General features: G+C 69.5%; 27 protein-coding genes. 25 read left to right on the plus strand and 2 right to left on the minus strand.

The window, feature by feature from the left end:
• Window positions 1-71: 71 nt before the first annotated feature.
• Window positions 72-1628, plus strand: coding sequence for a signal recognition particle protein (gene ffh / locus H1D24_RS02850; protein WP_181655701.1), 1557 nt, complete (start codon window positions 72-74; stop codon window positions 1626-1628).
• A 136-nt stretch (window positions 1629-1764) separates the two neighbouring features.
• Here ffh and H1D24_RS02855 read toward each other — a convergent pair whose 3' ends face one another.
• On the minus strand, window positions 1765-2625 hold the full coding sequence (locus H1D24_RS02855; RefSeq protein WP_181655702.1) for an SAM-dependent methyltransferase: 861 nt from the start codon (window positions 2623-2625) through the stop codon (window positions 1765-1767).
• 209 nt (window positions 2626-2834) lie between these two features.
• On the opposite strand from H1D24_RS02855, the gene proS reads away from it, so the two are divergent.
• The 18 genes from proS (at window position 2835) to H1D24_RS02945 (ending at window position 17632) form a co-directional block, all read left to right on the plus strand.
• A complete protein-coding gene (gene proS / locus H1D24_RS02860; RefSeq protein ID WP_181655703.1) occupies window positions 2835-4250 on the plus strand; it encodes a proline--tRNA ligase in 1416 nt (471 codons plus the stop codon).
• A 260-nt stretch (window positions 4251-4510) separates the two neighbouring features.
• On the plus strand, window positions 4511-5107 hold the full coding sequence (locus H1D24_RS02865) for a hypothetical protein (RefSeq protein WP_181655704.1): 597 nt from the start codon (window positions 4511-4513) through the stop codon (window positions 5105-5107).
• 237 nt (window positions 5108-5344) lie between these two features.
• Entirely contained in the window at window positions 5345-5764 is a 420-nt protein-coding gene (gene rpsP, locus H1D24_RS02870; RefSeq protein ID WP_181655705.1) for a 30S ribosomal protein S16, read from the plus strand.
• Window positions 5765-5766: 2 nt separating this feature from the next.
• Window positions 5767-6006, plus strand: coding sequence for an RNA-binding protein (locus tag H1D24_RS02875; RefSeq protein WP_029385578.1), 240 nt, complete (start codon window positions 5767-5769; stop codon window positions 6004-6006).
• A 111-nt stretch (window positions 6007-6117) separates the two neighbouring features.
• Window positions 6118-6672: a ribosome maturation factor RimM gene (rimM, locus tag H1D24_RS02880; RefSeq protein WP_181655706.1), complete on the plus strand. Its 555-nt coding sequence runs from the start codon at window positions 6118-6120 to the stop codon at window positions 6670-6672.
• Window positions 6672-7493 carry a tRNA (guanosine(37)-N1)-methyltransferase TrmD gene (trmD, locus tag H1D24_RS02885; RefSeq protein ID WP_181655707.1) on the plus strand — a complete coding sequence of 274 codons (822 nt, stop codon included), beginning with the start codon at window positions 6672-6674 and terminating at the stop codon, window positions 7491-7493. Before rimM ends, trmD begins: the two co-directional genes overlap by 1 nt.
• A 140-nt stretch (window positions 7494-7633) precedes the next feature.
• Window positions 7634-7984: a 50S ribosomal protein L19 gene (gene rplS, locus H1D24_RS02890; protein ID WP_181655708.1), complete on the plus strand. Its 351-nt coding sequence runs from the start codon at window positions 7634-7636 to the stop codon at window positions 7982-7984.
• A 59-nt stretch (window positions 7985-8043) separates the two neighbouring features.
• Window positions 8044-8817: a signal peptidase I gene (gene lepB / locus H1D24_RS02895; protein ID WP_181655709.1), complete on the plus strand. Its 774-nt coding sequence runs from the start codon at window positions 8044-8046 to the stop codon at window positions 8815-8817.
• Window positions 8810-9883 carry a signal peptidase I gene (lepB, locus tag H1D24_RS02900; RefSeq protein WP_181655710.1) on the plus strand — a complete coding sequence of 358 codons (1074 nt, stop codon included), beginning with the start codon at window positions 8810-8812 and terminating at the stop codon, window positions 9881-9883. Before lepB (H1D24_RS02895) ends, lepB (H1D24_RS02900) begins: the two co-directional genes overlap by 8 nt.
• A complete protein-coding gene (gene lepB, locus H1D24_RS02905) occupies window positions 9777-10772 on the plus strand; it encodes a signal peptidase I (RefSeq protein ID WP_181655711.1) in 996 nt (331 codons plus the stop codon). Before lepB (H1D24_RS02900) ends, lepB (H1D24_RS02905) begins: the two co-directional genes overlap by 107 nt.
• Before the next feature lie 81 nt (window positions 10773-10853).
• Window positions 10854-11609 (plus strand): signal peptidase I, encoded by a 756-nt coding sequence (lepB, locus tag H1D24_RS02910; protein WP_181655712.1) that lies wholly within the window; start codon window positions 10854-10856, stop codon window positions 11607-11609.
• A 145-nt stretch (window positions 11610-11754) separates the two neighbouring features.
• Window positions 11755-12237, plus strand: coding sequence for an NUDIX hydrolase (locus H1D24_RS02915; protein WP_181655713.1), 483 nt, complete (start codon window positions 11755-11757; stop codon window positions 12235-12237).
• 55 nt (window positions 12238-12292) lie between these two features.
• Complete coding sequence (locus H1D24_RS02920) at window positions 12293-12601, plus strand: DUF2469 domain-containing protein (RefSeq protein WP_003965949.1); 309 nt, start codon at window positions 12293-12295, stop codon at window positions 12599-12601.
• Window positions 12602-12689: 88 nt separating this feature from the next.
• On the plus strand, window positions 12690-13052 hold the full coding sequence (locus H1D24_RS02925) for a YraN family protein (protein WP_181655714.1): 363 nt from the start codon (window positions 12690-12692) through the stop codon (window positions 13050-13052).
• Window positions 13052-14677, plus strand: a complete 1626-nt coding sequence (locus H1D24_RS02930; protein ID WP_181655715.1) for a YifB family Mg chelatase-like AAA ATPase — start codon at window positions 13052-13054, stop codon at window positions 14675-14677. The genes H1D24_RS02925 and H1D24_RS02930 overlap by 1 nt, the downstream gene beginning before the upstream one ends.
• The gene (gene dprA / locus H1D24_RS02935) at window positions 14674-15834 is read left to right on the plus strand and encodes a DNA-processing protein DprA (protein ID WP_181655716.1); all 1161 of its coding nucleotides are present in this window, start codon (window positions 14674-14676) and stop codon (window positions 15832-15834) included. The genes H1D24_RS02930 and dprA overlap by 4 nt, the downstream gene beginning before the upstream one ends.
• 283 nt (window positions 15835-16117) lie before the next feature.
• Window positions 16118-16954: an RNA polymerase sigma factor WhiG gene (gene whiG / locus H1D24_RS02940; protein WP_181655717.1), complete on the plus strand. Its 837-nt coding sequence runs from the start codon at window positions 16118-16120 to the stop codon at window positions 16952-16954.
• A 120-nt stretch (window positions 16955-17074) separates the two neighbouring features.
• Complete coding sequence (locus H1D24_RS02945) at window positions 17075-17632, plus strand: TetR/AcrR family transcriptional regulator (RefSeq protein WP_181655905.1); 558 nt, start codon at window positions 17075-17077, stop codon at window positions 17630-17632.
• Window positions 17633-17711: 79 nt separating this feature from the next.
• Here H1D24_RS02945 and H1D24_RS02950 read toward each other — a convergent pair whose 3' ends face one another.
• Entirely contained in the window at window positions 17712-18185 is a 474-nt protein-coding gene (locus tag H1D24_RS02950) for a peptidoglycan DD-metalloendopeptidase family protein (RefSeq protein ID WP_374064100.1), read from the minus strand.
• Window positions 18186-18726: 541 nt separating this feature from the next.
• On the opposite strand from H1D24_RS02950, the gene rpsB reads away from it, so the two are divergent.
• The 6 genes from rpsB (at window position 18727) to rlmN (ending at window position 24668) form a co-directional block, all read left to right on the plus strand.
• Window positions 18727-19632 carry a 30S ribosomal protein S2 gene (gene rpsB / locus H1D24_RS02955; protein ID WP_181655718.1) on the plus strand — a complete coding sequence of 302 codons (906 nt, stop codon included), beginning with the start codon at window positions 18727-18729 and terminating at the stop codon, window positions 19630-19632.
• A 175-nt stretch (window positions 19633-19807) separates the two neighbouring features.
• Complete coding sequence (gene tsf / locus H1D24_RS02960; protein WP_181655719.1) at window positions 19808-20644, plus strand: translation elongation factor Ts; 837 nt, start codon at window positions 19808-19810, stop codon at window positions 20642-20644.
• Between the two features lie 180 nt (window positions 20645-20824).
• Window positions 20825-21592: a UMP kinase gene (gene pyrH / locus H1D24_RS02965; RefSeq protein WP_181655720.1), complete on the plus strand. Its 768-nt coding sequence runs from the start codon at window positions 20825-20827 to the stop codon at window positions 21590-21592.
• A gap of 150 nt (window positions 21593-21742) precedes the next feature.
• Window positions 21743-22300 (plus strand): ribosome recycling factor, encoded by a 558-nt coding sequence (frr, locus tag H1D24_RS02970; RefSeq protein WP_181655721.1) that lies wholly within the window; start codon window positions 21743-21745, stop codon window positions 22298-22300.
• Complete coding sequence (locus H1D24_RS02975) at window positions 22300-23442, plus strand: phosphatidate cytidylyltransferase (protein WP_181655722.1); 1143 nt, start codon at window positions 22300-22302, stop codon at window positions 23440-23442. Before frr ends, H1D24_RS02975 begins: the two co-directional genes overlap by 1 nt.
• A gap of 119 nt (window positions 23443-23561) precedes the next feature.
• Complete coding sequence (gene rlmN / locus H1D24_RS02980) at window positions 23562-24668, plus strand: dual-specificity RNA methyltransferase RlmN (RefSeq protein WP_181655723.1); 1107 nt, start codon at window positions 23562-23564, stop codon at window positions 24666-24668.
• The last annotated feature ends 54 nt before the right edge of the window (window positions 24669-24722 follow it).

Consider the following 24722-nt stretch of genomic DNA (forward strand, 5'->3'; position numbering starts at 1 on the left):
ACCAGCTTGCCGGGGCGGATACCCTGGAGGGCGACCTGCTCCCGCACCCGACCCGAGGATCCGCGACCGCCGTGTTCGATACTCTTTCCGATCGCCTCGCAGCGACTTTCAAGAACCTCCGCGGCAAGGGGCGCCTCAGTGAGGCGGATATCGATGCCACGGCGCGCGAAATCCGTATCGCGCTGCTCGAGGCGGACGTGGCCCTGCCCGTCGTTCGGTCCTTCATCAAGCAGGTCAAGGAGCGTGCCGCCGGCGCCGAGGTCTCCCAGGCCCTGAACCCCGCCCAGCAGGTCATCAAGATCGTCAACGAGGAGCTGATCGGCATCCTCGGCGGCGAGACCCGCCGTCTGCGGTTCGCCAAGCAGCCGCCGACCGTGATCATGCTCGCGGGTCTGCAGGGTGCCGGTAAGACGACGCTCGCCGGAAAGCTCGGCAGCTGGCTGAAGGGGCAGGGTCACACGCCGCTGCTCGTGGCCTGCGACCTGCAGCGCCCGAACGCCGTCAACCAGCTCGCGGTCGTCGCCGAGCGCGCCGGTGTCGGCATCTTCGCCCCGCAGCCGGGCAACGGCGTCGGCGACCCGGTCCAGGTCGCGAAGGACTCCATCGAGCACGCGCGCACCAAGCAGTACGACGTGGTTGTCGTCGACACCGCCGGCCGCCTCGGTATCGACCAGGAGATGATGCAGCAGGCCGCGGACATCCGTGACGCGGTCTCGCCGGACGAGGTCCTGTTCGTCGTCGACGCGATGATCGGTCAGGACGCGGTCAACACCGCGGAGGCCTTCCGGGACGGCGTCGGCTTCGACGGCGTGGTGCTCTCCAAGCTCGACGGTGACGCCCGCGGTGGTGCGGCCCTGTCGATCGCGCACGTCACCGGCCGCCAGATCATGTTCGCCTCCAACGGCGAGAAGCTGGACGACTTCGACGCGTTCCACCCGGACCGGATGGCGTCCCGCATCCTCGGCATGGGCGACATGCTCACGCTGATCGAGAAGGCCGAGCAGACCTTCTCGCAGCAAGAGGCCGAGAAGATGGCCTCCAAGCTGGCGTCCGCCAAGGGCAAGGACTTCACGCTCGACGACTTCCTGGCGCAGATGGAGCAGGTCAGGAAGATGGGCAGCATCAGCAAGCTGCTCGGGATGCTCCCCGGCATGGGGCAGATCAAGGACCAGATCAACAACCTCGACGAGCGGGACGTGGACCGCACTGCCGCGATCATCAAGTCGATGACGCCGGTCGAGCGGCAGGACCCGACGATCATCAACGGCTCTCGGCGCGCCCGTATCGCCAAGGGTTCCGGTGTCGACGTCAGCGCGGTCAAGAATCTCGTCGAAAGGTTCTTCGAGGCCCGCAAGATGATGTCGCGGATGGCCCAGGGCGGTGGCATGCCGGGTATGCCCGGGATGCCGGGCATGGGCGGTGGCCCGGGTCGCCAGAAGAAGAAGCAGAAGCAGGCCAAGGGCAAGCAGCGCTCCGGCAACCCGATGAAGCGCAAGCAGCAGGAGCTGGACGCGGCCGCGCGGCGCGAGCAGGCGGCGACTCAGGGCAACGCCTTCGGCCTGCCCGGCGGTCAGCAGGGTGCCCAGGACTTCGAGCTGCCGGACGAGTTCAAGAAGTTCATGGGCTGAGGTCCGCCTGTCGGGAACGAGACCCCGGAGTCCCACCCGGGAGCCCGAACCTCGTAAGGGGCGTCCGCAATGACGGACGCCCCTTACACGTTGGCGTTGCGCGTTGGCGCGGGAACCGTCCGCGCGCTGTCGCCTTCTAGGCCGTACGCGCGACGAGGTACCGGAAGATGTTCGGCATCCACACGGTGCCGTCCGCCCGCTGATGCGGATGCAGTGCTTCCCTCAGCTCCTTGTCGACCTGCGCCTGGTCCGTCGCAGCGGCCGCCGCGTCGAACAGCCCCGTGGACAGCAGACCGCGCACTGCGCTGTCCATGTCCGCGTATCCGAAGGGGCAGGCCACCCGTCCGGAACCGTCGGGCCTCAGCCCCGCGCGCTGGGCGACCTCCTCCAGATCATCCCGAAGAGCGGGGCGCCAACTGCCCGTGCTGCGCAGCGGATCCGCCAGCTTGGTCGCGACGCGCAGCACGGAGGACGTGGCGCAGCGCTCCGGGGGACCCCATCCCGCGAGCACGACCCGGGTGCCGCGCTGGGCGAGCGGAGCCGCGGCCGCCAGCAGCTCGCCGAGGCCTTCGGAGTCTCCCGCCATGCAGCCGATCGGCTGGAACGCGGTGACGAGGTTGTATGCGGACCCGGCCGGGACGGCCGCGTCCGCGGGACCTCCGTCGATCAGCCGGGCGTCGACACACGCGCGCGTGCCCGGCGCAGCATCGGACAGCAGCCGCTCCCTGGCGAGGACCAGTCGCTCGGGAGACGAGGGATCGACACCGGTGACGGATGCTCCCCGCCGCGCGGCCATCAGAAGGGCGAGTCCCGACCCGCAGCCGAGGCCGAGCAGGCGGGTCCCCGAGCCGATCTCGAGTCGCTCGTACACCGCTTCGTAGAGCGGAACCAGCATCCGCTCCTGGATCTCCGCCCAGTCACGCGCGCGTGCACACAGGTCCACATGGGGCATCGATTCCGAGTGGGGCTGATTTCGCCGCACGAGCGTAGGTGTCATCAATTGGCCCCAATCTGCCGAGAGTTACTGCCGTGACGTGCCCCTGCGCCCCCCCCGTGCAGTGCACCCGCATCCCCCCGTATGCCAGAGAACTCCGCTTCCGCCGCGGCGTCCAGGGGTTACGGGCCAATGCTTGCGTGCCACCGTCGTGCGCCCCCGTGCGCCGTCGGATTGCTGCTCGTGAGTGTCCGAGTCGTACCATTCGCGCCATGGCCAAGGCACTTGTTCTCACGCCGCGCGCGGATGATTTCCCGCGCTGGTACCAGGACCTGATCAACAAGGCCGAGCTCGCCGACAACGGCCCGGTGCGGGGAACCATGGTGATCCGGCCGTACGGGTACGGGCTGTGGGAGCGGATGCAGCAGGAGCTGGACGCCCGGATCAAGGCGGCGGGCGCCTCCAACGCCTACTTCCCGCTCTTCATCCCCCAGTCCTATCTGACCAAGGAGGCCGAGCACGTCGAGGGCTTCGCCCCCGAACTGGCCGTCGTCACGCACGGTGGAGGCAAGGAGCTCGAGGAGCCGGTCGTCGTACGCCCCACCTCCGAGACGATCGTCAACGCCTCCTTCTCGAAGTGGGTGCAGAGCTACCGTGATCTGCCGCTGCTGATCAACCAGTGGGCGAACGTGGTCCGCTGGGAGATGCGGCCGCGGGTCTTCCTGCGAACGACGGAGTTCCTCTGGCAGGAGGGACACACCGCCCATGCCACGTGCGAGGAGGCCCGGGACTACGCGGCGCACATCCACCGGAACGTGTACGCGGACTTCATGGTGAACGTCCTGGGCATCGACGTCGTCCTCGGCCGCAAGACACCGAGCGAGCGCTTCGCGGGCGCCGTCAACACCCTCACCCTCGAAGCCATGACGGGCGACGGCAAGGCGCTGCAGATGGGCACGAGCCACGAGCTCGGCCAGAACTTCGCCCGCGCCTTCAACACCCGGTACCTGTCGAGGGACGGCACGCAGGAGCTCGTCTGGCAGACGTCCTGGGGCTCGTCGACCCGTATGGTCGGCGGCCTGATCATGGCGCACGGCGACGACGACGGTCTGCGGGTGCCGCCGCGGCTCGCGCCTGTCCAGGCCGTCGTCCTGGCCGTGAAGGACGACCAGGCAGTTCTGGCCAAGGTGCGTGAGATCGGCAACCGGCTGACGGCCGCGGGCGTACGCGTCCAGGTGGACGACCGCACCGACACCCCGTTCGGCCGCCGCGCCGTCGACTGGGAGCTCAAGGGCGTTCCGGTCCGCATCGAGATCGGCCCGCGCGATCTGGAGAACGGCACCGCGCTGCTGGCCCGGCGCATCCCCGGAGGCAAGGAACCGGTCGCGCTCGACTCGCTCGCGGCGCTGGTGCCCGAGGTCCTCGAGGCGGACCAGACGCTGCTGCTGCAGCAGTCGCGAGAGTGGCGCACGTCCCGTACCAGCGAGGTGGCCGGCGTCGGGGATGCGGTCGAGGTCGCTGCCGCCGGCGGCTGGGCGCGTATCCCCTGGGCCGCCCTCGGCGAGGCCGGCGAGGCCGAACTCGCCGCACAGGGGGTGACCGTACGGTGTCTGGTCACCGAGGACGGGGCGGTGCCGGAAGCGGATGATGCCCCCGGTACCGTCGCGATCGTGGCGCGGGCATACTGAACCCCCACAGCAGCGCGCAACAGCGACCGAAACGTCACTTGCGCATCGCGAGGCAACTGCTACCCCGGCGCGCCGACACCGGCTACGCGCCGGGGCGTACGCGCCACTACGTACCACCTTGGCGTGAGCTGTGAGGCTTCTCCGCAGATCAGCGCACCCGCCCTCGTCAGGACGCATGAGCGGCAACTGACGGGTACGTGCAAATTATTTGGGATGGCCCGGAATAGGAACACTGGGGCACCCCGGCTCGTTCTCACGACGTGAGCACGACACCACCTGTTCTCGCCGCAGAGCTGGCACAGGCGTGGGCCGACATTCAGCGGCACCACCCCGAGCTGCCAGACCTCGCCGAGCCCGAATCCCTGATCGGGGAGTCGTCGTCCGCCTGCGGGCACGAGCTCTCCTTCGAGCGACTGCTCCATGAGGCAGTCCACGGCATCGCCGCCGCGCGCGGAATCCGCGACACCTCGCGCGCCGGCCGGTACCACAACCGCAGATTCCTCGCGATCGCCGAGGAGATGGGCCTGGACCACCCGGACGAGCCGCACCCCAGCAGCGGTTTCTCGCTGGTCACGCTCAACCCCGAGGCGAAGAAGCGCTACCGCCCCACGATCGAGCGGCTGCAGCGCGCCCTCAAGGCGCATTCCGCCGCGACCGCGGGCGACACGGCGCGCAGCTTCCGGGGCCCTGCCGCCCGGCACGGCTCCTCCGGGGGCGGCGTCCGCGTCAAGGCGGTGTGCGACTGCGGGCGCAATGTGCGGGTCGTCCCGTCCGTCCTCGCCCAGGCGCCGATCGTCTGCGGAGGCTGCGGCAAGCCCTTCCGCATCCCCGAGGCGGTCGCCGCGGTCGCGAGCTGAACCGTTCCGGGAGCCCGCATGGCGCCGGGACGGGGCGCCATGCGGGCTGCCCTGATGCGGCACAGGTCCCGGTTCGGCCGCGTCCTTGGCGTATGGCACAATGGCTAGCTGTACTCGACAGCCGCACAGGACCCCTCTCTCCTCCGGCTGACGCGTCCATCGGGCATCTCGAGTACCGCAACCCCACGCGGCATCTCGTTGTGCCCAACCACGTCAAGACCAGGAGACACCACTCCCGTGGCAGTCAAGATCAAGCTGAAGCGTCTGGGCAAGATCCGTTCGCCTCACTACCGCATCGTCGTCGCCGACTCCCGTACCCGCCGTGACGGCCGGGCCATCGAGGAGATCGGTCTGTACCACCCGGTGCAGAACCCGTCGCGCATCGAGGTCGACGCCGAGCGCGTGGCGTACTGGCTGGGTGTCGGCGCGCAGCCGACCGAGCCCGTTCTCGCCATTCTCAAGAAGACCGGCGACTGGCAGAAGTTCAAGGGCGAGCCCGCCCCGGCCCCGCTGCTCGTTGCCGAGCCGAAGGCCACGCGCCCCACCTTCGACGCCCTGGGCGGCGAGGACGAGGCCAAGGGTGAGGCGATCACCCAGAAGAAGAAGGCTGAGAAGAAGGACGAGGCCCCGGCCGAGTCCGAGTCGACCGAGGCCTGAGCATGCTCGAGGAGGCTCTCGAGCACCTCGTGAAGGGCATCGTCGACAACCCTGACGATGTGCAGGTGGCCTCGCGCAACCTGCGTCGCGGGCGCGTGCTCGAGGTCCGGGTCCACCCCGACGACCTCGGCAAGGTGATCGGTCGCAACGGCCGCACCGCGCGCGCCCTGCGCACCGTCGTGGGCGCCATCGGCGGCCGCGGTGTCCGCGTCGACCTGGTCGACGTCGACAACGTCCGCTGACGCACAACGCAGCACCGGCTCGGGCCGGGGAGGGCCACTGGGCCGTCCCCGGCCCGTAGTCGTACGAGCCGCCTGAAGGCTCGCAGTCGTTCCGACAGGAGATCAAGCACAGTGCAGCTGGTAGTCGCACGGATCGGCCGCGCCCACGGCATCAAGGGCGAGGTCACCGTCGAGGTACGTACCGACGAGCCGGAACTGCGGCTCGCGCCCGGCGCCGTCCTGGCCACCGACCCGGCCGCCACCGGCCCGCTGACCATCGAGACGGGCCGCGTCCACAGCGGCCGCCTCCTGCTGCGCTTCGAGGGCGTGAACGACCGCAACGCCGCCGAGGCGCTGCGCAACACGCTCCTGATCGCCGATGTCGACCCGGAGGAACTGCCCGAGGGTGAGGACGAGTACTACGACCACCAGCTGATCGATCTGGACGTGGTCACCAAGGACGGCGTGGAGGTCGGCCGGATCACCGAGATCTCGCACCTGCCCTCGCAGGACCTCTTCGTCGTGGAGCGCCCGGACGGCAGCGAAGTCTACGTGCCGTTCGTCGAGGAGATCGTCACCGAGATCGACCTCGAGGAACAGCGCGCGGTCATCGACCCGCCGCCCGGCCTGATCGACGACCGGGCCGAGATCGCGTCCTCGCGAGACGATTCTCGAGAAGAGGCGTAATGCGGCTCGACGTCGTCACGATCTTCCCCGAGTACCTGGAACCGCTGAACGTCTCCCTCGTCGGCAAGGCACGCGCGCGTGGCCGGCTCGACGTCCGCGTGCACGACCTCCGGCAGTGGACATACGACCGGCACAACACGGTCGACGACACCCCGTACGGCGGCGGCCCGGGCATGGTCATGAAGACCGAGCCCTGGGGCGACGCACTCGACGACATCACGGCCGAGGGATACGAGACCGGCTCCCACGGCCCGGCCCTGGTCGTCCCCACGCCCAGCGGGCGCCCCTTCACCCAGGAACTCGCCGTCGAACTCTCCGAGCGGCCCTGGCTGATCTTCACACCCGCCCGGTACGAGGGCATCGACCGCCGCGTCATCGACGAGTACGCGACCCGCATACCCGTCTACGAGGTGTCCATCGGCGACTACGTGCTCGCCGGCGGCGAGGCGGCCGTCCTGGTCATCACAGAGGCCGTGGCCAGGCTGCTGCCCGGCGTCCTCGGCAACGCCGAGTCCCACCGCGACGACTCCTTCGCGCCCGGCGCCATGGCCAACCTCCTGGAGGGGCCCGTCTACACCAAGCCACCCCAGTGGCGCGGCCGCGGCATCCCGGACGTCCTGCTCAGCGGCCACCACGGCAAGATCGCCCGCTGGCGCAGGGACGAGGCGCTGCGGCGCACGACACGCAACCGGCCCGACCTGATCGAGCGCTGCGACCCGTCGGCGTTCGACAAGAAGGACCGCGAAATGCTCTCGATCCTGGGCTGGGCACCCGGGCCGGACGGTCGATTTTGGCGCAGGCCAGAGGCCGTGGAAGAATAGACCGCTGTTGTGCGTCGTCCGGCGTGCGCCCCTGCCACAGGGGGACACGACGCCCGCCACCGACGACCCACGGCACTCGCACTCCCAACCAACGACATCCCGTTGATGACCTGTGGCATCAGCGAAGAAAGCAGACGATCATGTCTCACCTGCTCGACTCCGTCGACAGCGCGTCGCTGCGCAGCGACATCCCGGCCTTCCGCCCGGGTGACACCATCAACGTCCACGTGCGCGTCATCGAGGGCAACCGCTCCCGTGTGCAGCAGTTCAAGGGCGTTGTGATCCGTCGCCAGGGCTCCGGTGTCCGTGAGACCTTCACGGTCCGCAAGGTCTCGTTCTCTGTCGGCGTCGAGCGCACTTTCCCGGTGCACACCCCGATCGTCGAGAAGATCGAGCTCGTCACCCGCGGTGACGTGCGCCGCGCCAAGCTGTACTACCTGCGCGACCTGCGCGGCAAGGCGGCGAAGATCAAGGAGAAGCGCGAGAGCTGAGCTCCCGCGAACAAGGCGTAAACGGGCGTCACAGCGGGGCCGGATACCATCTGGCCCCGATGGACACCGCAGAACAGCCGACGGAGCGCGACCGCTCCTCCCGCCCTTCCCAGTCCGAGGAGATCTCGGATCCGGAGGGGCCGGAGGAACGGTCGCGTTCTGCGTTGGGGGCCACCGTGTCGGCACCCGCCGCGTCGACACCCGCCGCGTCCGCCCCCACTGCGCCGGGGGCCGCAATCACGCAGTGGCTGCCCGGCGGACGACTCACCCTGACCGCGCTGCTCTGCCTGGTCTTTCTGCTGCTGTTCAGCCGATTTGTGATGCAACCGTTCCAGATCCCCAGCAGTTCCATGGAACCCGCGTTCCAGGTAGGGGACCGCGTACTCGTGAACAAGTTGGCGTACCGTTTCGGTTCTGAGCCGCTCCGTGGTGACGTCGTGGTCTTCGACGGCACCGGGTACTTCGGCGACGCCGACTACATCAAGCGAGTCGTGGGCATAGGGGGAGACCATGTGGTCTGCTGCGACAGGCAGGGGAGGATCGAGGTGAACGACCGGTCGGTGGACGAGACGTACCTCTACCCGGGAGACACCCCCTCGCAGGTCACATTTGACGTCGTCGTGCCCGACGGCAGACTTTTCGTGCTCGGCGACCACCGCAGCGACTCGAGCGACTCCCGCGACCACCTCGGATCGCCCGGCGGCGGCATGGTCCCCGTCGACGACGTGATCGGAAGAGCCGACTGGATCGGCTGGCCCGTCGACCACTGGACCTCCCTCCAGCGTCCGGACGTCTTCGCGCGCGTGCCCGCTTCCGGCGGTGCGCATGGGTAGCCGCGGACGCCCGCGCGCCAGCCACCGCGCCGACACCAGGCTGCCCACCGGGTCCCGGCCCACCAGCGGCCCCGTACTGCCGGGCCGCGCCGAACGGCGCAGGCTCGCCCGCAAGGTCAAGCGGCGCCGACGGCGCTCCGCGCTGAAGGAGATCCCTCTCCTCGTAGGTGTCGCCCTGCTGATAGCCCTCGTCCTGAAGACCTTCCTCGTGCAGGCCTTCGTGATCCCGTCGGGCTCCATGGAGCAGACCATCAAGATCGGTGACCGGGTTCTCGTCGACAAGCTGACCCCGTGGTTCGGTGCGAAGCCGGAGCGCGGCGACGTCGTCGTCTTCAAGGACCCCGCGAAGTGGCTCGAGCAGGAGCAGAGCCAGCAGACGAACGATCCCGTGGGGGTCAAGCAGGTCAAGCAGGGGCTAACCTTCATCGGCCTGCTGCCATCCGACGACGAACGGGACCTGATCAAGCGTGTCGTCGCGGTCGGCGGCGACACGGTGAAGTGCTGCGACGAGCAGGGGCGGGTCACCGTCAACGGCGTCCCGCTGAACGAGCCGTACATCCACCCCGGCAACAAGCCGTCGGTGCTGGAGTTCGAGGTGCGCGTCCCTCAGGGGCGCCTCTGGGTGATGGGCGACCACCGGGCGAACTCCGCGGACTCCCGCTACCACCGGGACGAGCGCTTCAGCGGCACCGTCTCCGAGGACGAGGTCGTCGGCCGCGCGCTCGTCATCGCGTGGCCCGTCAACCACTGGCGCAGACTGGAAGAGCCGGAGACGTACGCGTCCGTGCCCGACGCGAGCAGCGGAACGACCACCGCGCTCGGGCCGTCGCATAGGCTGGCGTCCGCGGATCTCAACGGATTGATCCCGCTCCCGAGCCCTGCGGAACTCCCGCTCGTTATGGGAGTGGTAGGCCTGCGTCGTACGGGACGTGGGCCGCGGCACGGAGTGAGGAGTGGATGTGGGGGATTTGGCGGTCGGCGCACGGTCCGGACACGACGGCCCGGAGGACCAGCCAGGGCGTCCCGGCCGGCCGGGTGCGGCAGACGGCGTGATCCCCGGGCATGAGACCGGAAGCGGCGGCAGCGGTGACGGTGACGGCGGAGACGGCGGCGCCGGAGGGGGCGGCGGTCGTCCCGGCGGCTCGGGCAGGCGCGGTGGGCAGCCGAAGAAGCCGCGTTCCTTCTGGAAGGAGCTCCCGCTCCTCATCGGTATCGCGCTGCTGCTCGCGCTGCTGATCAAGACCTTCCTGGTGCAGGCGTTCTCGATCCCCTCGGACTCCATGCAGAACACGCTGCAGCGGGGCGACCGGGTGCTGGTCGACAAGCTGACCCCGTGGTTCGGTTCGGAGCCGGAGCGCGGTGAGGTCGTCGTCTTCCATGACCCGGACAACTGGCTGGCGGGCGAGCCGACCCCCACGCCGAACCCGGTGCAGAAGTTCCTCGGCTGGATCGGTCTGATGCCGTCCGCGGAGGAGAAGGACCTCATCAAGCGGGTCGTCGCCGTGGGCGGCGACACCGTCGAGTGCAAGGGCACGGGCCCGCTCAGGGTCAACGGCAAGGTGCTGAACGAGCCCTACATCTACCCCACGAACACCCCGTGCAGCATGGACGACCAGGGGGGCCAGTTCAAGATCACGGTACCCAAGGGCAAAATCTGGGTCATGGGTGACCACCGGCAGAACTCGCTGGACTCCCGGTACCACCAGAGCGACTCCAACGGCGGAGCCGTCCCCGTGGACAACGTCGTGGGCCGCGCCGTCGTGGTCGCCTGGCCGCCCACCCGCTGGGCCACGCTGCCGGTTCCCGACACCTTCGACCAGCCGGGTATCAACGCTGCCCTGGGTGCGGCTCCCGGGGCTCTGGGGCTGGCGGGCGCCGTGCCGCTCGTGATGTGGCGGCGGAGGCGGGTTGCCTCCGGTAACTCCGGGGTTTCTGGAGTGGGTACCGCCGGGTAGGGTGCCGTCCCAGATCACCGATCTTCCGCGGCCCGGACGACGTGCCGCGAGGTCGAGTCTCCGACGTGGGAGAGCACTGGGATGAGCAGGACAAGTCGTACAGGCGAGGGCCCCGGCCGGCTCGGCAGCGTGCTGTCAGGGCTGGCCGTGGCCCTCGGCTGTGTGCTCTTCCTCGGAGGGTTCGTCTGGGGCGCGATCGTGTACCAGCCGTACACCGTGCCGACCGACTCGATGGCCCCCACGATCAGCGCGGGCGACCGCGTGCTGGCGCAGCGCATCGACGGCAGCCAGGTGCAGCGCGGCGACGTCGTCGTCTTCAGCCAGGCCTCCTGGGGCGACCTGCCCATGGTCAAGCGTGTGGTGGCCGTGGGCGGCGACAAGATCGCCTGCTGCACCGACGGGAAGCTGACGGTCAACGGCAAGGAGATCGACGAGCCGTATCTCGCCAAGGGCACCGAGGCGGAAGCAACCGGCATCCCGGCCACCACGGTGCCCAAGGGGCGGCTCTTCCTACTGGGCGACGAGCGCAGCGGCTCGCTGGACTCGACCGCCCACCTCCAGGAGGTGGGCAACGGTTCCGTGCCGCGCAGCGCGGTGGCGGCCCGCGTCGACGCTGTTGCCTGGCCGCTCGACGGCATGCTCATACGGCCCACGGGGTTCGAGGCGCTGCCCGGCGGCATCTCACAGCCGGGACCGCTGCGGCTCATGCTCGCCGCGGTGGCAGCGGGGGCCGTGCTCGTCCTTGGCGGGGCCGCGTACGGGCCGGTGGCCGCCCGCCTGGGGCGCAGCCGTGGCCGCAGTGGCGCCGGGCGGAGGGAGCCTGTGCGTGTCCGCTGAGGTGAGGGCCGGGTCGGGCGGCACTGGGCCAGACGGCAGCGGAGCGTTCGAGCCGGGGCAAGTGAACGGCGTGTTCGAGCCCGGTGCGGTGGCTGGTGGCGGTGTCAGCGAGCCAGGTGCCGGAAGAGGAGGGCCGGGGGAGCCCATGCCGTGGCGGAAAGTGGCGCGCGTCGTGCTGCTCGACCCGCAGGGGCGGATCCTTCTGCTGCACGGTCACGAGCCGGGTGATCCGGCGGACGACTGGTGGTTCACACCCGGCGGCGGGGTGGAGGGCGACGAGACCCGCGACCAGGCGGCACTGCGCGAGCTCGCGGAGGAGACTGGCATCACGGAGGTCGCGCTGGGGCCGGTGCTGTGGCAGCGGACCTGCTCCTTCCCCTTCGCCGGGCAGCGCTGGAACCAGGACGAGTGGTACTACCTGGGTCGTACGACGCAGACGGCGACCGCGGCGACCGGGCTCACTGAGCTGGAGCGGCGCAGTGTTGCCGGAGCCCGTTGGTGGACGTGCCAGGAACTGACCGAGGCACATGAGACGGTGTATCCGACCAAACTCGCCGAGCTGTTCCGCAGACTGCTCGACGAGGGTCCTCCTGACCGGCCCGAGGTTCTGGACACCGAAATCGTCTAGGGGCCCGCGGGGCTGGTGGACAATAGGGGGACGCACGGCTGAAGGGGAACATGCCATGAGCGCCGAGGACCTCGAGAAGTACGAGACCGAGATGGAGCTGAAGCTCTACCGGGAGTACCGCGATGTCGTCGGTCTGTTCAAATACGTGATCGAGACCGAACGGCGCTTCTACCTCACCAACGACTACGAGATGCAGGTGCACTCGGTCCAGGGCGAGGTGTTCTTCGAGGTGTCCATGGCGGACGCCTGGGTGTGGGACATGTACCGGCCTGCCCGCTTCGTCAAGCAGGTACGGGTACTCACGTTCAAGGACGTGAACATCGAGGAGCTGAACAAGAGCGACCTGGAGCTCCCGGGCGGGTGACGGAGTTATCCACAACCGCCGGGTTGTCCACCAAGATCCAATAGGTGGTGGCGGATGCGTGACGGTTGGCGCCGGAGGTGGTGCCGACATGAACGCACGGAGCGCACTCGGCAAGTACGGCGAGGACCTGGCAGCACGGCGGTTGTCCGAGGCCGGGATGACGGTGCTCGAGCGCAACTGGCGCTGTGGCAGGACGGGTGAGATCGACATCGTGGCCAGGGACGGTGACGTCCTGGTCGTCTGCGAGGTGAAAACCCGCCGAGCCGGGTGTTTCGAGCATCCGATGGCCGCCGTCACACCGGTGAAGGCAGAGCGGCTGCGCGGGCTCGCCGAGCGATGGATCCAGGCGCACGGGGGTGCGCCGCCCGGAGGCGTGCGCATCGATCTCGTGGGCGTCGTGCTGCCCGGCCGCGGTGCGGCCGTGGTCGAGCATGTGCGGGGGGCGGCCTGATGGGATTCGCGCGTACGTGCTCGGTGGCGCTCGTGGGCGTCGAGGGCGTGGTCGTCGAGGTGCAGGCCGATCTGGAACCGGGCGTCGCCGCGTTCACGTTGGTGGGCCTTCCCGACAAGAGTCTCTCGGAGAGCCGGGACAGGGTCAGGGCCGCGGTGGTCAATTCGGGCGCGGAGTGGCCGCAGAAGAAGCTCACGGTCGGCCTGAGCCCGGCGTCGGTACCCAAGGGCGGCAGCGGCTTCGATCTGGCCGTCGCATGCGCCGTCCTGGGGGCGGCCGAGCGAATCGACCCACGGGTGCTGTCCGACGTCGTCATGATCGGAGAGCTGGGTCTCGACGGACGGGTCCGGCCGGTTCGGGGAGTCCTGCCGGCCGTGCTGGCGGCGGCCGACGCGGGTTACGAACAGGTGGTGGTCCCGGAGTGCACGGCGGCCGAGGCCACGCTGGTCCCCGGCGTATCCGTGCTGGGCGTCCGGAGCCTGGGGCAGCTGATCGCGGTACTGACGGACGAGCCGGTGCCGGAGGAGGAGCCGGACGAGGAAGGGCGCCCCGATCCGCTGCTCTCCGGCCTGTGCATGCCCGGGGCGGGCCTGGGCACGGGCCTGAGCAGCATCGGCACCGTTGATCAGGAGCACGGTCACGATCTCGCGGATGTCGTCGGACAGTGGGCGGCGCGTACGGCGATGGAAGTCGCCGCCGCCGGCGGGCACCACGTCTTCCTGCAAGGGCCCCCGGGAGCCGGAAAGACGATGCTGGCCGAACGCATGCCGGCCATCCTGCCTCGGCTGACCAGGGAGGAGTCCCTGGAGGTGACGGCGGTCCACTCGGTGGCCGGCATGCTGCCTCCCGGCAAGCCGATGGTGGACAGCCCGCCTTACTGCTCCCCGCACCACTCGGCGACCATGCAGTCACTCGTCGGCGGCGGCCAGGGAATGGCCCGGCCAGGGGCCGTGTCGCTCGCTCATCGCGGAGTGCTCTTCCTGGACGAAGCCCCCGAGTTCAGCAGCCACGCTCTGGACGCCCTGCGCCAGCCGCTCGAATCGGGCCACGTGGTGATCGCGCGCAGCGCGGGCGTGGTGCGGCTGCCCGCAAGGTTCCTGATGGTGCTGGCCGCCAACCCCTGCCCCTGCGGCAGATACACGGTGGCGGGTGAGGGGTGCGACTGCCCGCCCTCGGTCATCCGCCGCTATCAGGCCAGGCTCTCCGGCCCGCTGCTCGACCGGGTCGATCTCCGGGTGGAGGTCGAGCGCGTCACCCGCTCCGAGCTGACGGCAAGCGGTGCAGGGGGCGAATCGACCCGCACCGTCGCCGAGCGGGTGTGCGTGGCGCGGGAGCGCTCGGCCGCGAGACTGGCGGGCACTCCCTGGCGAACGAACGGCGAGGTGCCCGGGCACGAGTTGCGCAGCAAGTGGCGGGCCCTACCGGGCGCGATGGCCGAGGCCGAGCGGGATCTCGAGCGCGGGCTGCTGACAGCACGCGGCCTGGACCGCGTCCTGCGCGTCGCCTGGACCGTCGCTGACCTGGTCGGCCACGACCGTCCCGATGCCGGCGACGTGGCCCTGGCGCTGCAGCTGCGCACAGGCATTCAGCGCGGTGTACCGATGGCGATCGGCACCCCGCGATGAGCGGCTGCGGTGCGACGGACGAGGAGCGGCTGGCGAGAGTCACCCTGAGCCGGATCATCGAGCCGGGGGACGAGGCCGGGGGAAGATGGCTGCGGGAGTTCGGGGCCGTGCATGTGGCGCGGCGCATCGTCGAGGGCGAAGAGCCGCTGCCCGGTGTGTCCCCGAGGCGCTGGGCAGGGTTGCGGGCGAGGGCCGCCCATGCGCGGCCCGAGCAGGACCTGGCCGTGGCGCGGGACGTGGGCGCGCGGTTCGTATGCCCAGGGGACGTGGAGTGGCCGGCGCAGCTGGACGACCTGGGGGACACGCGACCGGTCGGGCTCTGGGTGCGCGGGCGGCCCTCGCTGCGGATATGGGCACTGCGCTCGGTCGCGGTCGTCGGAGCGCGAGCCTGCACCGAGTACGGCGCGCACATGGCCGCCGCCCTGAGCGCGGGTCTCGCCGAGCGCGGCTGGGTCGTGGTGTCCGGTGGTGCCTATGGGGTGGACGGCGCTGCCCACCGCGGGGCGCTCGGGGCCGGCGGTGCGACCGTCGCGGTGCTGGCGTGCGGCGTTGACCGGCCCTATCCACGGGGGCACACCCAGTTGATCGGGCGCATCGCGGAACAGGGACTGGTCGTGGGCGAGTTGCCACCAGGCGACCATCCGACGCCCAGCAGATTCATCCTCCGCAACAGGGTGATCGCCGCGCTCACCACGGGCACCGTCGTCGTCGAGGCGGCGTATCGCAGCGGTGCGCTCGTCACGGCGCGCAGTGCGCAGCGCATGGGGCGCCCGACGATGGGGGTACCGGGTCCCGCCACCAGCGGGCTCTCCTCCGGGGTGCATGAACTGCTCCGCGGGGAGGCGGTCCTCGTCACGGACGCCGCGGAAGTGATCGAGCTGGTCGGGGACATCGGTGAGCTCGCTCCGGAGCGGCGTGGACCGGTGTTGCCGCGCGACCTGCTCGACCCTGGCGCCGCGCGGGTGCTGTCCGCGCTCCCTGCCGGTCGGGCCGCGGCGGTGGGCGACATCGCCCGTGGCGCGGGTACGAGCGTGGATGATGCAGTCGCCAGGTTGTACGAACTCAGGTCACTGGGGTTCGTCGAACGACACGGCGATGTCTGGCAGTTGACACGCCAGGCGCTCGTGTCGGTCCCTCCGAATCACAGTTTCTTGTGACGGAGCGTGCCCTACTCGCCTGACGTCGGCCCGACGCCCTTGGCAGTTACCGCAGTTGGAGCTCCCCCACGGTCACGCACGGCGACGGGCGTGACCCGGCCGGGCGTCCGGCGGAACGTATCTTCACACGGGTGATCTGTCGGTCTTCGCGCACCGCGACACCTCAGTCACGCTACGCTCACGAGGATTCCGGCTCAGGACTCCGATTCACACGGTCACTTGAGAATCGGGCCGGCACAGCCCGGCCCCACCCAGTTCACGGCAGAACGGCACAAGGCGACGAATGCCCCAGCACACCTCCGGGTCTGACCGGGCGGCAGTTCCCACCGCTGCCCGCGGCAGCGTGCGGCCTCCCGCCCCCTCGTCGCTCGACGAGTTGTGGAGGTCGTACAAGGCGACGGGTGACGAGCGGCTGCGTGAGCAGCTGATCCTGCACTACTCGCCGCTGGTCAAGTACGTCGCCGGCCGGGTGAGCGTCGGCCTGCCGCCCAATGTGGAGCAGGCGGACTTCGTCTCGTCCGGGGTCTTCGGGCTGATCGACGCGATCGAGAAGTTCGACATCGACCGCGAGATCAAGTTCGAGACGTATGCGATCACGCGCATCCGCGGCGCCATGATCGACGAGCTGCGGGCGCTGGACTGGATTCCCCGGTCAGTCCGTCAGAAGGCGCGCAATGTCGAGCGGGCCTACGCAACCCTCGAGGCGCAGCTGCGGCGGACGCCGACGGAGAACGAGGTGGCAGCGGAGATGGGCATCGCGGTGGAGGAACTGCACGCGGTTTTCAGTCAATTGTCGCTGGCCAACGTGGTGGCACTGGAGGAATTGCTGCACGTGGGGGGCGAGGGCGGCGACCGTCTGAGCCTCATGGACACGCTCGAGGACACCGCGGCCGACAACCCGGTGGAGGTGGCCGAGGACCGCGAGCTGCGGAGATTCCTCGCGCGGGCCATCAACACACTGCCGGAGCGTGAGAAGACCGTGGTGACCCTCTACTACTACGAGGGCCTCACGCTGGCCGAGATCGGCAACGTGCTCGGCGTGACGGAGAGCCGGGTGAGCCAGATCCACACGAAGTCCGTCCTCCAGCTGAGAGCAAAACTGGCGAGCTTCGGGCGCTGACGGTACGTCCGAAACGCCGGATCATTCCAGGGTTTGCCGTAGGTGTGTGCGTACCGTTGTCTCCCTCGGCCTGCGCTGCGTCCGTAAAGTGGATGCGTGCCAAGGATTCGAGCGGCCTCTGTGGCCGAGCACCGGTCGATGCAGCGCAGCGCCCTGCTGGACGCCGCGCGCTCCCTCCTGTCCGAGGGCGGTACGGAGGCGCTGACCTTCCCCGCCCTGGCAGAGCGCACAGGACTGGCGAGGTCCTCCGTTTACGAGTACTTCCGCTCCCGCGCCGCGGTCGTCGAAGAGCTCTGCGAGGTCGACTTCCCCGTGTGGGCGGCCGAGGTGGAGTCGGCCATGAAGCAGGCCGACACGCCCGAGGGCAAGGTCGAGGCGTATGTGCGGATGCAGCTCGCACTCGTCGGGGACCGGCGGCACCGGGCCGTCGTCGCCATCTCCGCGAGCGAGCTCGACGCAGGTGCCCGGGAGAAGATCCGCGCCGCACACGGGAGCCTCGTCGCCATGATCGTCGAGGCGCTCGGACACATGGGTCATGCGGAGCCGCGGCTGGCCGCGATGCTGCTTCAGGGCATCGTCGACGCCGCGGTGCGCCGGATCGAGCTCGGTGTGGCCGAGAGCCCCGCTGCGATCACCGAAGCCGCGGTGACGATGGCTCTGCGCGGTGTCCAGGGGTGACCTCGGCCGGGTGACCCAGCGTCCATCGCCCGAGCTTCCCGTAGACGGCTGGGCCGCCCGGATGTCGTGGGCGGCTCATTCACTGCGGACCTGCGGGCAGCGGAACCCCGGCCACCGGCAGTAGGCGCGAGGGGCCCCTGTTCAGCAGCCACGGCGGCAGGAGCAACAGCGGGTTCAGGTAGGTGTCGCCTCTCCGCAGCCCCCAGTGGAGGCACCCCGTGTCCGGGCAGTGGGAGCCGCCCGCTTCCACCGTGCCGATGATCTGGCCGGTCACCACCTCGTCGCCCTTCTCCACCTCCGCCCGTACGGGTTCGTAGGTCGTCCGCAGAGGCGGGTCGCCGGTGCCGTCCAGTTCCACGGCGATCACCCCGCGGCCCGCCACTCGGCCCGCGAAGGACACCCGGCCGGGCGCGACAGCCCGCACAGGCGCCCCGGCGGCAGCGGCGAGGTCCACGCCACGGTGGCCCGGGCCGTACTCCGTCGCCGGGGGCTCCCAGCCGCGTACGACCACGGGGCGCACGCCCACCGGCCACACTTCGGCCACAGCGGGCATCGGCTCGGGGGGACCAGCCCGCCCCCGAACGCCCGGAACGCCCCGAATGCCCTGAGTACTCTGAACCCGGCGCACCGCTCGGGCCGCCTCCACGGTCCCGCCCACGGCGGTCGCGCGGTTCGCAGTCGCTGCCTCCGCGAACCCCGTCCCGGACCCCACCCCGGGCGCCGCAGCGGCCCCCAGCAGACCCACCACCGCAGCCGCCGCTGCCATCGCCACGGCCGTCCACATCCTGGTCATCCATCGCATGCGAGAACCGTGTCGCACCCCTGTGAATCCCGGGGATCATGGCCGGGATCTGTGGAGTACCGGCCGGTTGTGGACAGCGGCGTCACCCGGTGCCTCCAGGGTCCCGTACACTTCTGGTGGCGATCCGGGTCACCGGGTCGACTTCGCACGCCCCGACACCTGGCCCCTCCGTCACAAGAGGAAAGCCGGTGTCAGCGCCCCTCGGTCCTTCGCGGCACGGCGCACAGCGGGCGTCAGGCGCGAGTGCCGTCCGGCACACGCGGCACAACCGAGAAACACAAGGAGTACGGCCATGGCCGTCGTCACGATGCGGGAGCTGCTGGAGAGCGGCGTCCACTTCGGTCACCAGACCCGCCGTTGGAACCCGAAGATGAAGCGCTTCATCTTCACCGAGCGCAACGGCATCTACATCATCGACCTGCTCCAGTCGCTGTCGTACATCGACCGCGCCTACGAGTTCGTCAAGGAGACCGTCGCCCACGGCGGCACGGTCATGTTCGTCGGCACGAAGAAGCAGGCGCAGGAGGCCATCGCCGAGCAGGCCACCCGCGTCGGCATGCCCTACGTCAACCAGCGCTGGCTGGGCGGCATGCTCACCAACTTCTCGACCGTCTACAAGCGTCTGCAGCGCCTCAAGGAGCTCGAGCAGATCGACTTCGAGGACGTCGCCGCGTCCGGTCTGACCAAGAAGGAGCTTCTCGTGCTCTCGCGCGAGAAGGCCAAGCTGGAGAAGACCCTCGGTGGTATCCGTGAGATGCAGAAGGTGCCCAGCGCCGTCTGGATCGTGGACACCAAGAAGGAGCACATCGCGGTCGGTGAGGCCCGGAAGCTCAACATCCCGGTCGTCGCCATCCTCGACACCAACTGCGACCCCGACGAGGTCGACTACAAGATCCCGGGCAACGACGACGCGATCCGCTCCGTCACCCTGCTCACCCGCGTGATCGCCGACGCCGTCGCCGAGGGCCTCATCGCCCGCTCCGGTGCCGCCGCCGAGGCCAAGGGTGAGAAGGCCGCGGGCGAGCCGCTCGCCGAGTGGGAGCGCGACCTGCTCGAGGGCGAGAAGAAGGCCGACGAGGCTCCGGCTGCCGAGGCTCCCGCCGCTGAGGCTCCGGCCGCTGAGGCTCCGGCCGCCGAGGCCGAGAAGCCGGCCGAGGCCGCTGCCGAGGCTCCGGCCGCGGACGCCGAGCAGGCCTGACCCCAGGTTCGGTTGCTGACGGTGGGAGCGGCGCTACACAGCCCGCTCCCGCCGTTCACCCGTAGATCAGCGGCGAGTCACGGATCTGCACACGCGTGGAGACCGCGGCACCGTAGAAACCCGTAGAACCCGCAGATCTTCGATCTTCCAGACTTCGAGAAAGATTCACAGACTCATGGCGAACTACACCGCCGCCGACGTCAAGAAGCTCCGTGAGCTCACCGGCGCCGGCATGATGGACTGCAAGAAGGCGCTGGACGAGGCCGAGGGCAACGTCGACAAGGCCGTCGAGCTCCTCCGCGTCAAGGGCCAGAAGGGCGTCGCCAAGCGCGAGGGCCGCTCCGCCGAGAACGGCGCCGTCGTCTCCCTCATCGCCGACGACAACACCTCTGGTGTCATCGTCGAGCTGAAGTGCGAGACCGACTTCGTCGCCAAGGGCGAGAAGTTCCAGGCCGCCGCGAACGCCCTGGCCGCCCACGTCGCCAAGACCTCCCCGGCCGACATCGAGGCGCTGCTCGCGTCCGAGATCGAGCCCGGCAAGACCGTTCAGGCGTTCGTCGACGAGGCCAACGCCAACCTGGGCGAGAAGATCGTCCTGGACCGCTTCGCGCAGTTCTCGGGCGGCTACGTCACGGCGTACATGCACCGCACGATGCCGGACCTCCCGCCGCAGATCGGTGTCCTCGTCGAGCTCGACAAGGAGAACGCCGAGGTCGCCAAGGGCGTCGCGCAGCACATCGCCGCCTTCGCGCCGAAGTACCTGTCCCGCGAGGACGTCCCGGCCGAGGTCGTCGAGACCGAGCGCCGCGTCGCCGAGGAGACGACCCGCGCCGAGGGCAAGCCCGAGGCCGCCCTGCCGAAGATCGTCGAGGGTCGTGTGAACGGCTTCTTCAAGGAGGCCACCCTCCTGGGTCAGCCGTACGCGCTCGACAACAAGAAGTCGGTCCAGCAGATCCTGAACGAGGCCGGTGTCACCCTGAAGCGCTTCTCGCGCATCAAGGTCGGCATCTGAGTCCGTACCGCGATCGACGGAAGACCCCGCTAGGGTCGACAGCAGTCGTCCGCGTACGCCACGCGCGCGTGCGCGACGGGCGACGGCAGAGCTGACGAGGAGGCCATTGCCGAGCATGGGTTGCGAACCACACCCCACCGGCAATGGCCTTCTTGGTATGTGCACCACGAGGAGATCTCCATGACCACCAGGGCCGACAAGGGCGAGAAGAGCGACGACGGCAAAGTGCCCGGCCGATTTCTGCTGAAGCTTTCCGGGGAGGCGTTCGCCGGCGGCGGGGGACTGGGCGTCGACCCCGACGTGGTGCACAAAATGGCCCGGGAGATCGCAGCCGTCGTCCGTGAGGGCGCGCAGATCGCCGTCGTCATCGGCGGTGGCAACTTCTTCCGTGGCGCCGAACTGCAGCAGCGCGGCATGGACCGGGCCCGCTCGGACTACATGGGCATGCTCGGCACGGTCATGAACTGCCTCGCCCTGCAGGACTTCCTGGAGAAGGAAGGCATCCAGTCCCGCGTCCAGACGGCCATCACCATGGGCCAGGTCGCGGAGCCGTACATCCCGTTGCGGGCCGTGCGCCACCTGGAGAAGGGCCGCGTGGTCATCTTCGGCGCCGGTATGGGCATGCCGTACTTCTCCACCGACACCACCGCAGCCCAGCGCGCCCTCGAGATCGACGCGGAGGCGCTGCTGATGGGTAAGAACGGTGTGGACGGGGTCTACGACTCGGACCCCAAGACCAACCCGGACGCGGTGAAGTTCGACGCCCTCGGCTACGGCGAGGTCATCACCCGCGACCTGAAGGTCGCCGATGCCACCGCCATCACCCTGTGCCGGGACAACAAGCTGCCCATCCTCGTCTTCGAACTCCTCACGGAGGGCAATATCGCGAGGGCCGTCAAGGGTGAGAAGATCGGCACGCTCGTGGGCGACCAGGGTGCCCGGGCCTGATCCACGGGACGCGACCGGGCCTTGATCCCGGGACGACCCCGTGAGGGGATGGACAAAGCCCTGCCGGTCGGACACCGTGCAGGAAAGAGACGCGACGCAGCCGGCCGCCCACTGGATGCCGGGCCCACTCAAGACACGCAGGAGCAAGTGGTGATCGAAGAGACCCTCCTCGAGGCCGAGGAGAAGATGGAGAAGGCCGTCGTGGTCGCCAAGGAGGACTTCGCCGCGATCCGCACGGGCCGTGCGCACCCGGCGATGTTCAACAAGATCGTGGCCGACTACTACGGCGCGTTGACGCCGATCAACCAGCTGGCCTCGTTCTCTGTGCCCGAGCCGCGGATGGCCGTGGTGACCCCGTTCGACAAGAGCGCGCTGCGCAACATCGAGCAGGCCATCCGTGACTCCGACCTGGGCGTCAACCCGAGCAACGACGGCAGCATCATCCGAGTGGTCTTCCCGGAGCTCACCGAGGAGCGCCGCAAGGAGTTCATCAAGGTCGCCAAGACCAAGGGCGAGGACGCCAAGGTGTCGATCCGCTCGGTCCGCCGCAAGGCCAAGGACGCCATCGATAAGCTGATCAAGGACGGCGAGGTCGGCGAGGACGAGGGCCGCCGTGCGGAGAAGGAGCTCGACGACACCACCGCGAAGTACGTCGCTCAGGTGGACGAGCTGCTCAAGCACAAGGAATCAGAGCTGCTCGAGGTCTGATGAACGACTCTTCCTGGGGCGCGCCACCACAAGCCGGGTACTGGGGGCCTCCCGGCCAGGGGCCTGTCGCGGGGGCCGCCCCGGCGGGTCCCGCGTACGATGCGTATGGCGCCCAGCCTCCGCTGGAAACCCGCCCCATGCCCATCGTGTCCGACGTACCCGCGAGTGGCGGAGACCAGGATGACGACCGGGGGGCCGCGCGGCTGAGCGGCCCCCTGTTCCGCGACGAGGTGCCGACGCCGACGCCGCAGACGAACACGCAGCAGCCGCAGAAGCCGCAGGAGCCCATGCCCAGCGCCCCACAGCCCGTCCCCGCACCGCAGAAGAAGAGCGCGGGTCGCGATCTGAGTGCGGCCATAGGCGTCGGTGTCGGTCTCGGCGCGGTGATCCTCGCGTCCCTGTTCATCGTCAAGGCCGTCTTCGTCGGCGTCATAGCGATCGCCGTCGTCGTCGGCCTGTGGGAGCTCACCAAGCGGCTCAAGGAGCGCAAGGGCATCAAGGCGCCCCTGGTCCCGCTCGCGGTCGGAGGCGCGGCGATGGTCGTCGCCGGGTATCTCCGTGGTGCCGAGGGCGCCTGGGTCGCGATGGCGCTCACGGCGCTCGCCATCCTCGTCTGGCGGATGACGGAACCGCCCGACGGCTATCTCAGGGATGTCACGGCGGGTGCCTTCGCCGCCTTCTACGTGCCGTTTCTCGCGACCTTCGTCTCACTGATGCTCACCGCGGACGACGGGCCGTGGCGCGTGCTGACGTTCCTGCTGCTGACGGTGGTCAGCGACACCGGGGCGTACGCGATCGGCTGGCGCTTCGGCAGCCACAAACTCGCACCGCGCATCAGCCCTGGCAAGACGCGCGAGGGCCTGGTCGGCGCGGTGACGTTCGCGATGGCGGCCGGCGCGCTGTGCATGGAGTTCCTGATCGACGACGGCACCTGGTGGCAGGGGCTGCTGCTCGGCCTCGCGGTCGCGGCGAGCGCCACGCTCGGCGACCTCGGCGAGTCCATGATCAAGCGGGACCTCGGCATCAAGGACATGGGCACGCTCCTCCCGGGCCACGGAGGGATCATGGACCGGCTGGACTCGCTGCTGCCTACGGCTCCGGTGGTGTGGCTGTTGTTCGTCGTCTTCGTCGGGGCGAGCTGACGTCTCGCGCCACGCACGAGTGGGCTGACCAGGGATTTTCTGCATCTCGTAGTGGTGAGGGGCTCGTTGTCCACAGGGTGGCGAGCCCCTCGCCGTATGTCTGCGACACTGGAACAACCATGCCCAAGCCCGGAGAACTCACTTTTGTCGCCCCCCGCGGAGCCAAGAAGCCCCCGCGGCACCTCGCCGACCTCACGCCCGTCGAGCGCAAGGAGGCCGTCGCCGCGATCGGCGAGAAGCCGTTCCGCGCCAAGCAGCTCTCGCAGCACTATTTCGCGCGGTATGCGCACGAACCGGCGGAGTGGACCGACATCCCCGCCGGTTCGCGCGGCAAGCTGCAGGAGGCGCTGCTGCCCGAGCTGATGTCGGTTGTGCGGCACATCAGCTGTGACGACGACACGACGCGCAAGACGCTGTGGCGCCTGTTCGACGGCACGCTCGTCGAGTCCGTGCTGATGCGCTACCCGGACCGGGTGACCATGTGTATCTCGTCGCAGGCCGGGTGCGGCATGAACTGCCCGTTCTGCGCCACGGGACAGGCCGGCCTCGACCGGAACCTGTCGACGGCCGAGATCGTGCACCAGATCGTGGACGGCATGCGGGCGCTCAGGGACGGCGAGATACCGGGCGGTGCGGCGCGGCTGTCCAACATCGTCTTCATGGGCATGGGTGAGCCCCTCGCCAACTACAACCGCGTGGTCGGTGCCATCCGGCGGCTCACCGATCCCGAGCCGGACGGCCTGGGCCTGTCCCAGCGAGGCATCACCGTCTCGACGGTCGGCCTCGTCCCGGCGATACACCGCTTCGCCGACGAGGGCTTCAAGTGCCGCCTCGCCGTGTCGCTGCACGCGCCCGACGACGAGCTGCGCGACACCCTCGTACCGGTCAACACGCGCTGGAAGGTGCGCGAGGTCCTGGACTCCGCGTGGGAGTACGCGGCGAAGTCGGGCCGCCGTATCTCCATCGAGTACGCACTGATCCGGGACATCAACGACCAGGCGTGGCGCGGTGATCTGCTCGGGCGGCTGCTCAAGGGCAAGCGGGTGCATGTGAACCTGATCCCGCTGAACCCGACGCCCGGGTCGAAGTGGACCGCGTCCCGTCCCGAGGACGAGAAGGCCTTCGTGGCCGCCATCGAGGCGCACGGTGTGCCGGTCACCATCCGGGACACCCGCGGTCAGGAGATCGACGGAGCCTGCGGACAGCTGGCTGCGTCCGAACGCTAGACCGGTACTCTGGGCTCCGGCATCCGCATACGGATCTGTTGCCCAGCGAATCCA

Source organism: Streptomyces himalayensis subsp. himalayensis (genome assembly GCF_013778455.1).
GTDB classification, from domain to species: domain Bacteria; phylum Actinomycetota; class Actinomycetes; order Streptomycetales; family Streptomycetaceae; genus Streptomyces; species Streptomyces himalayensis.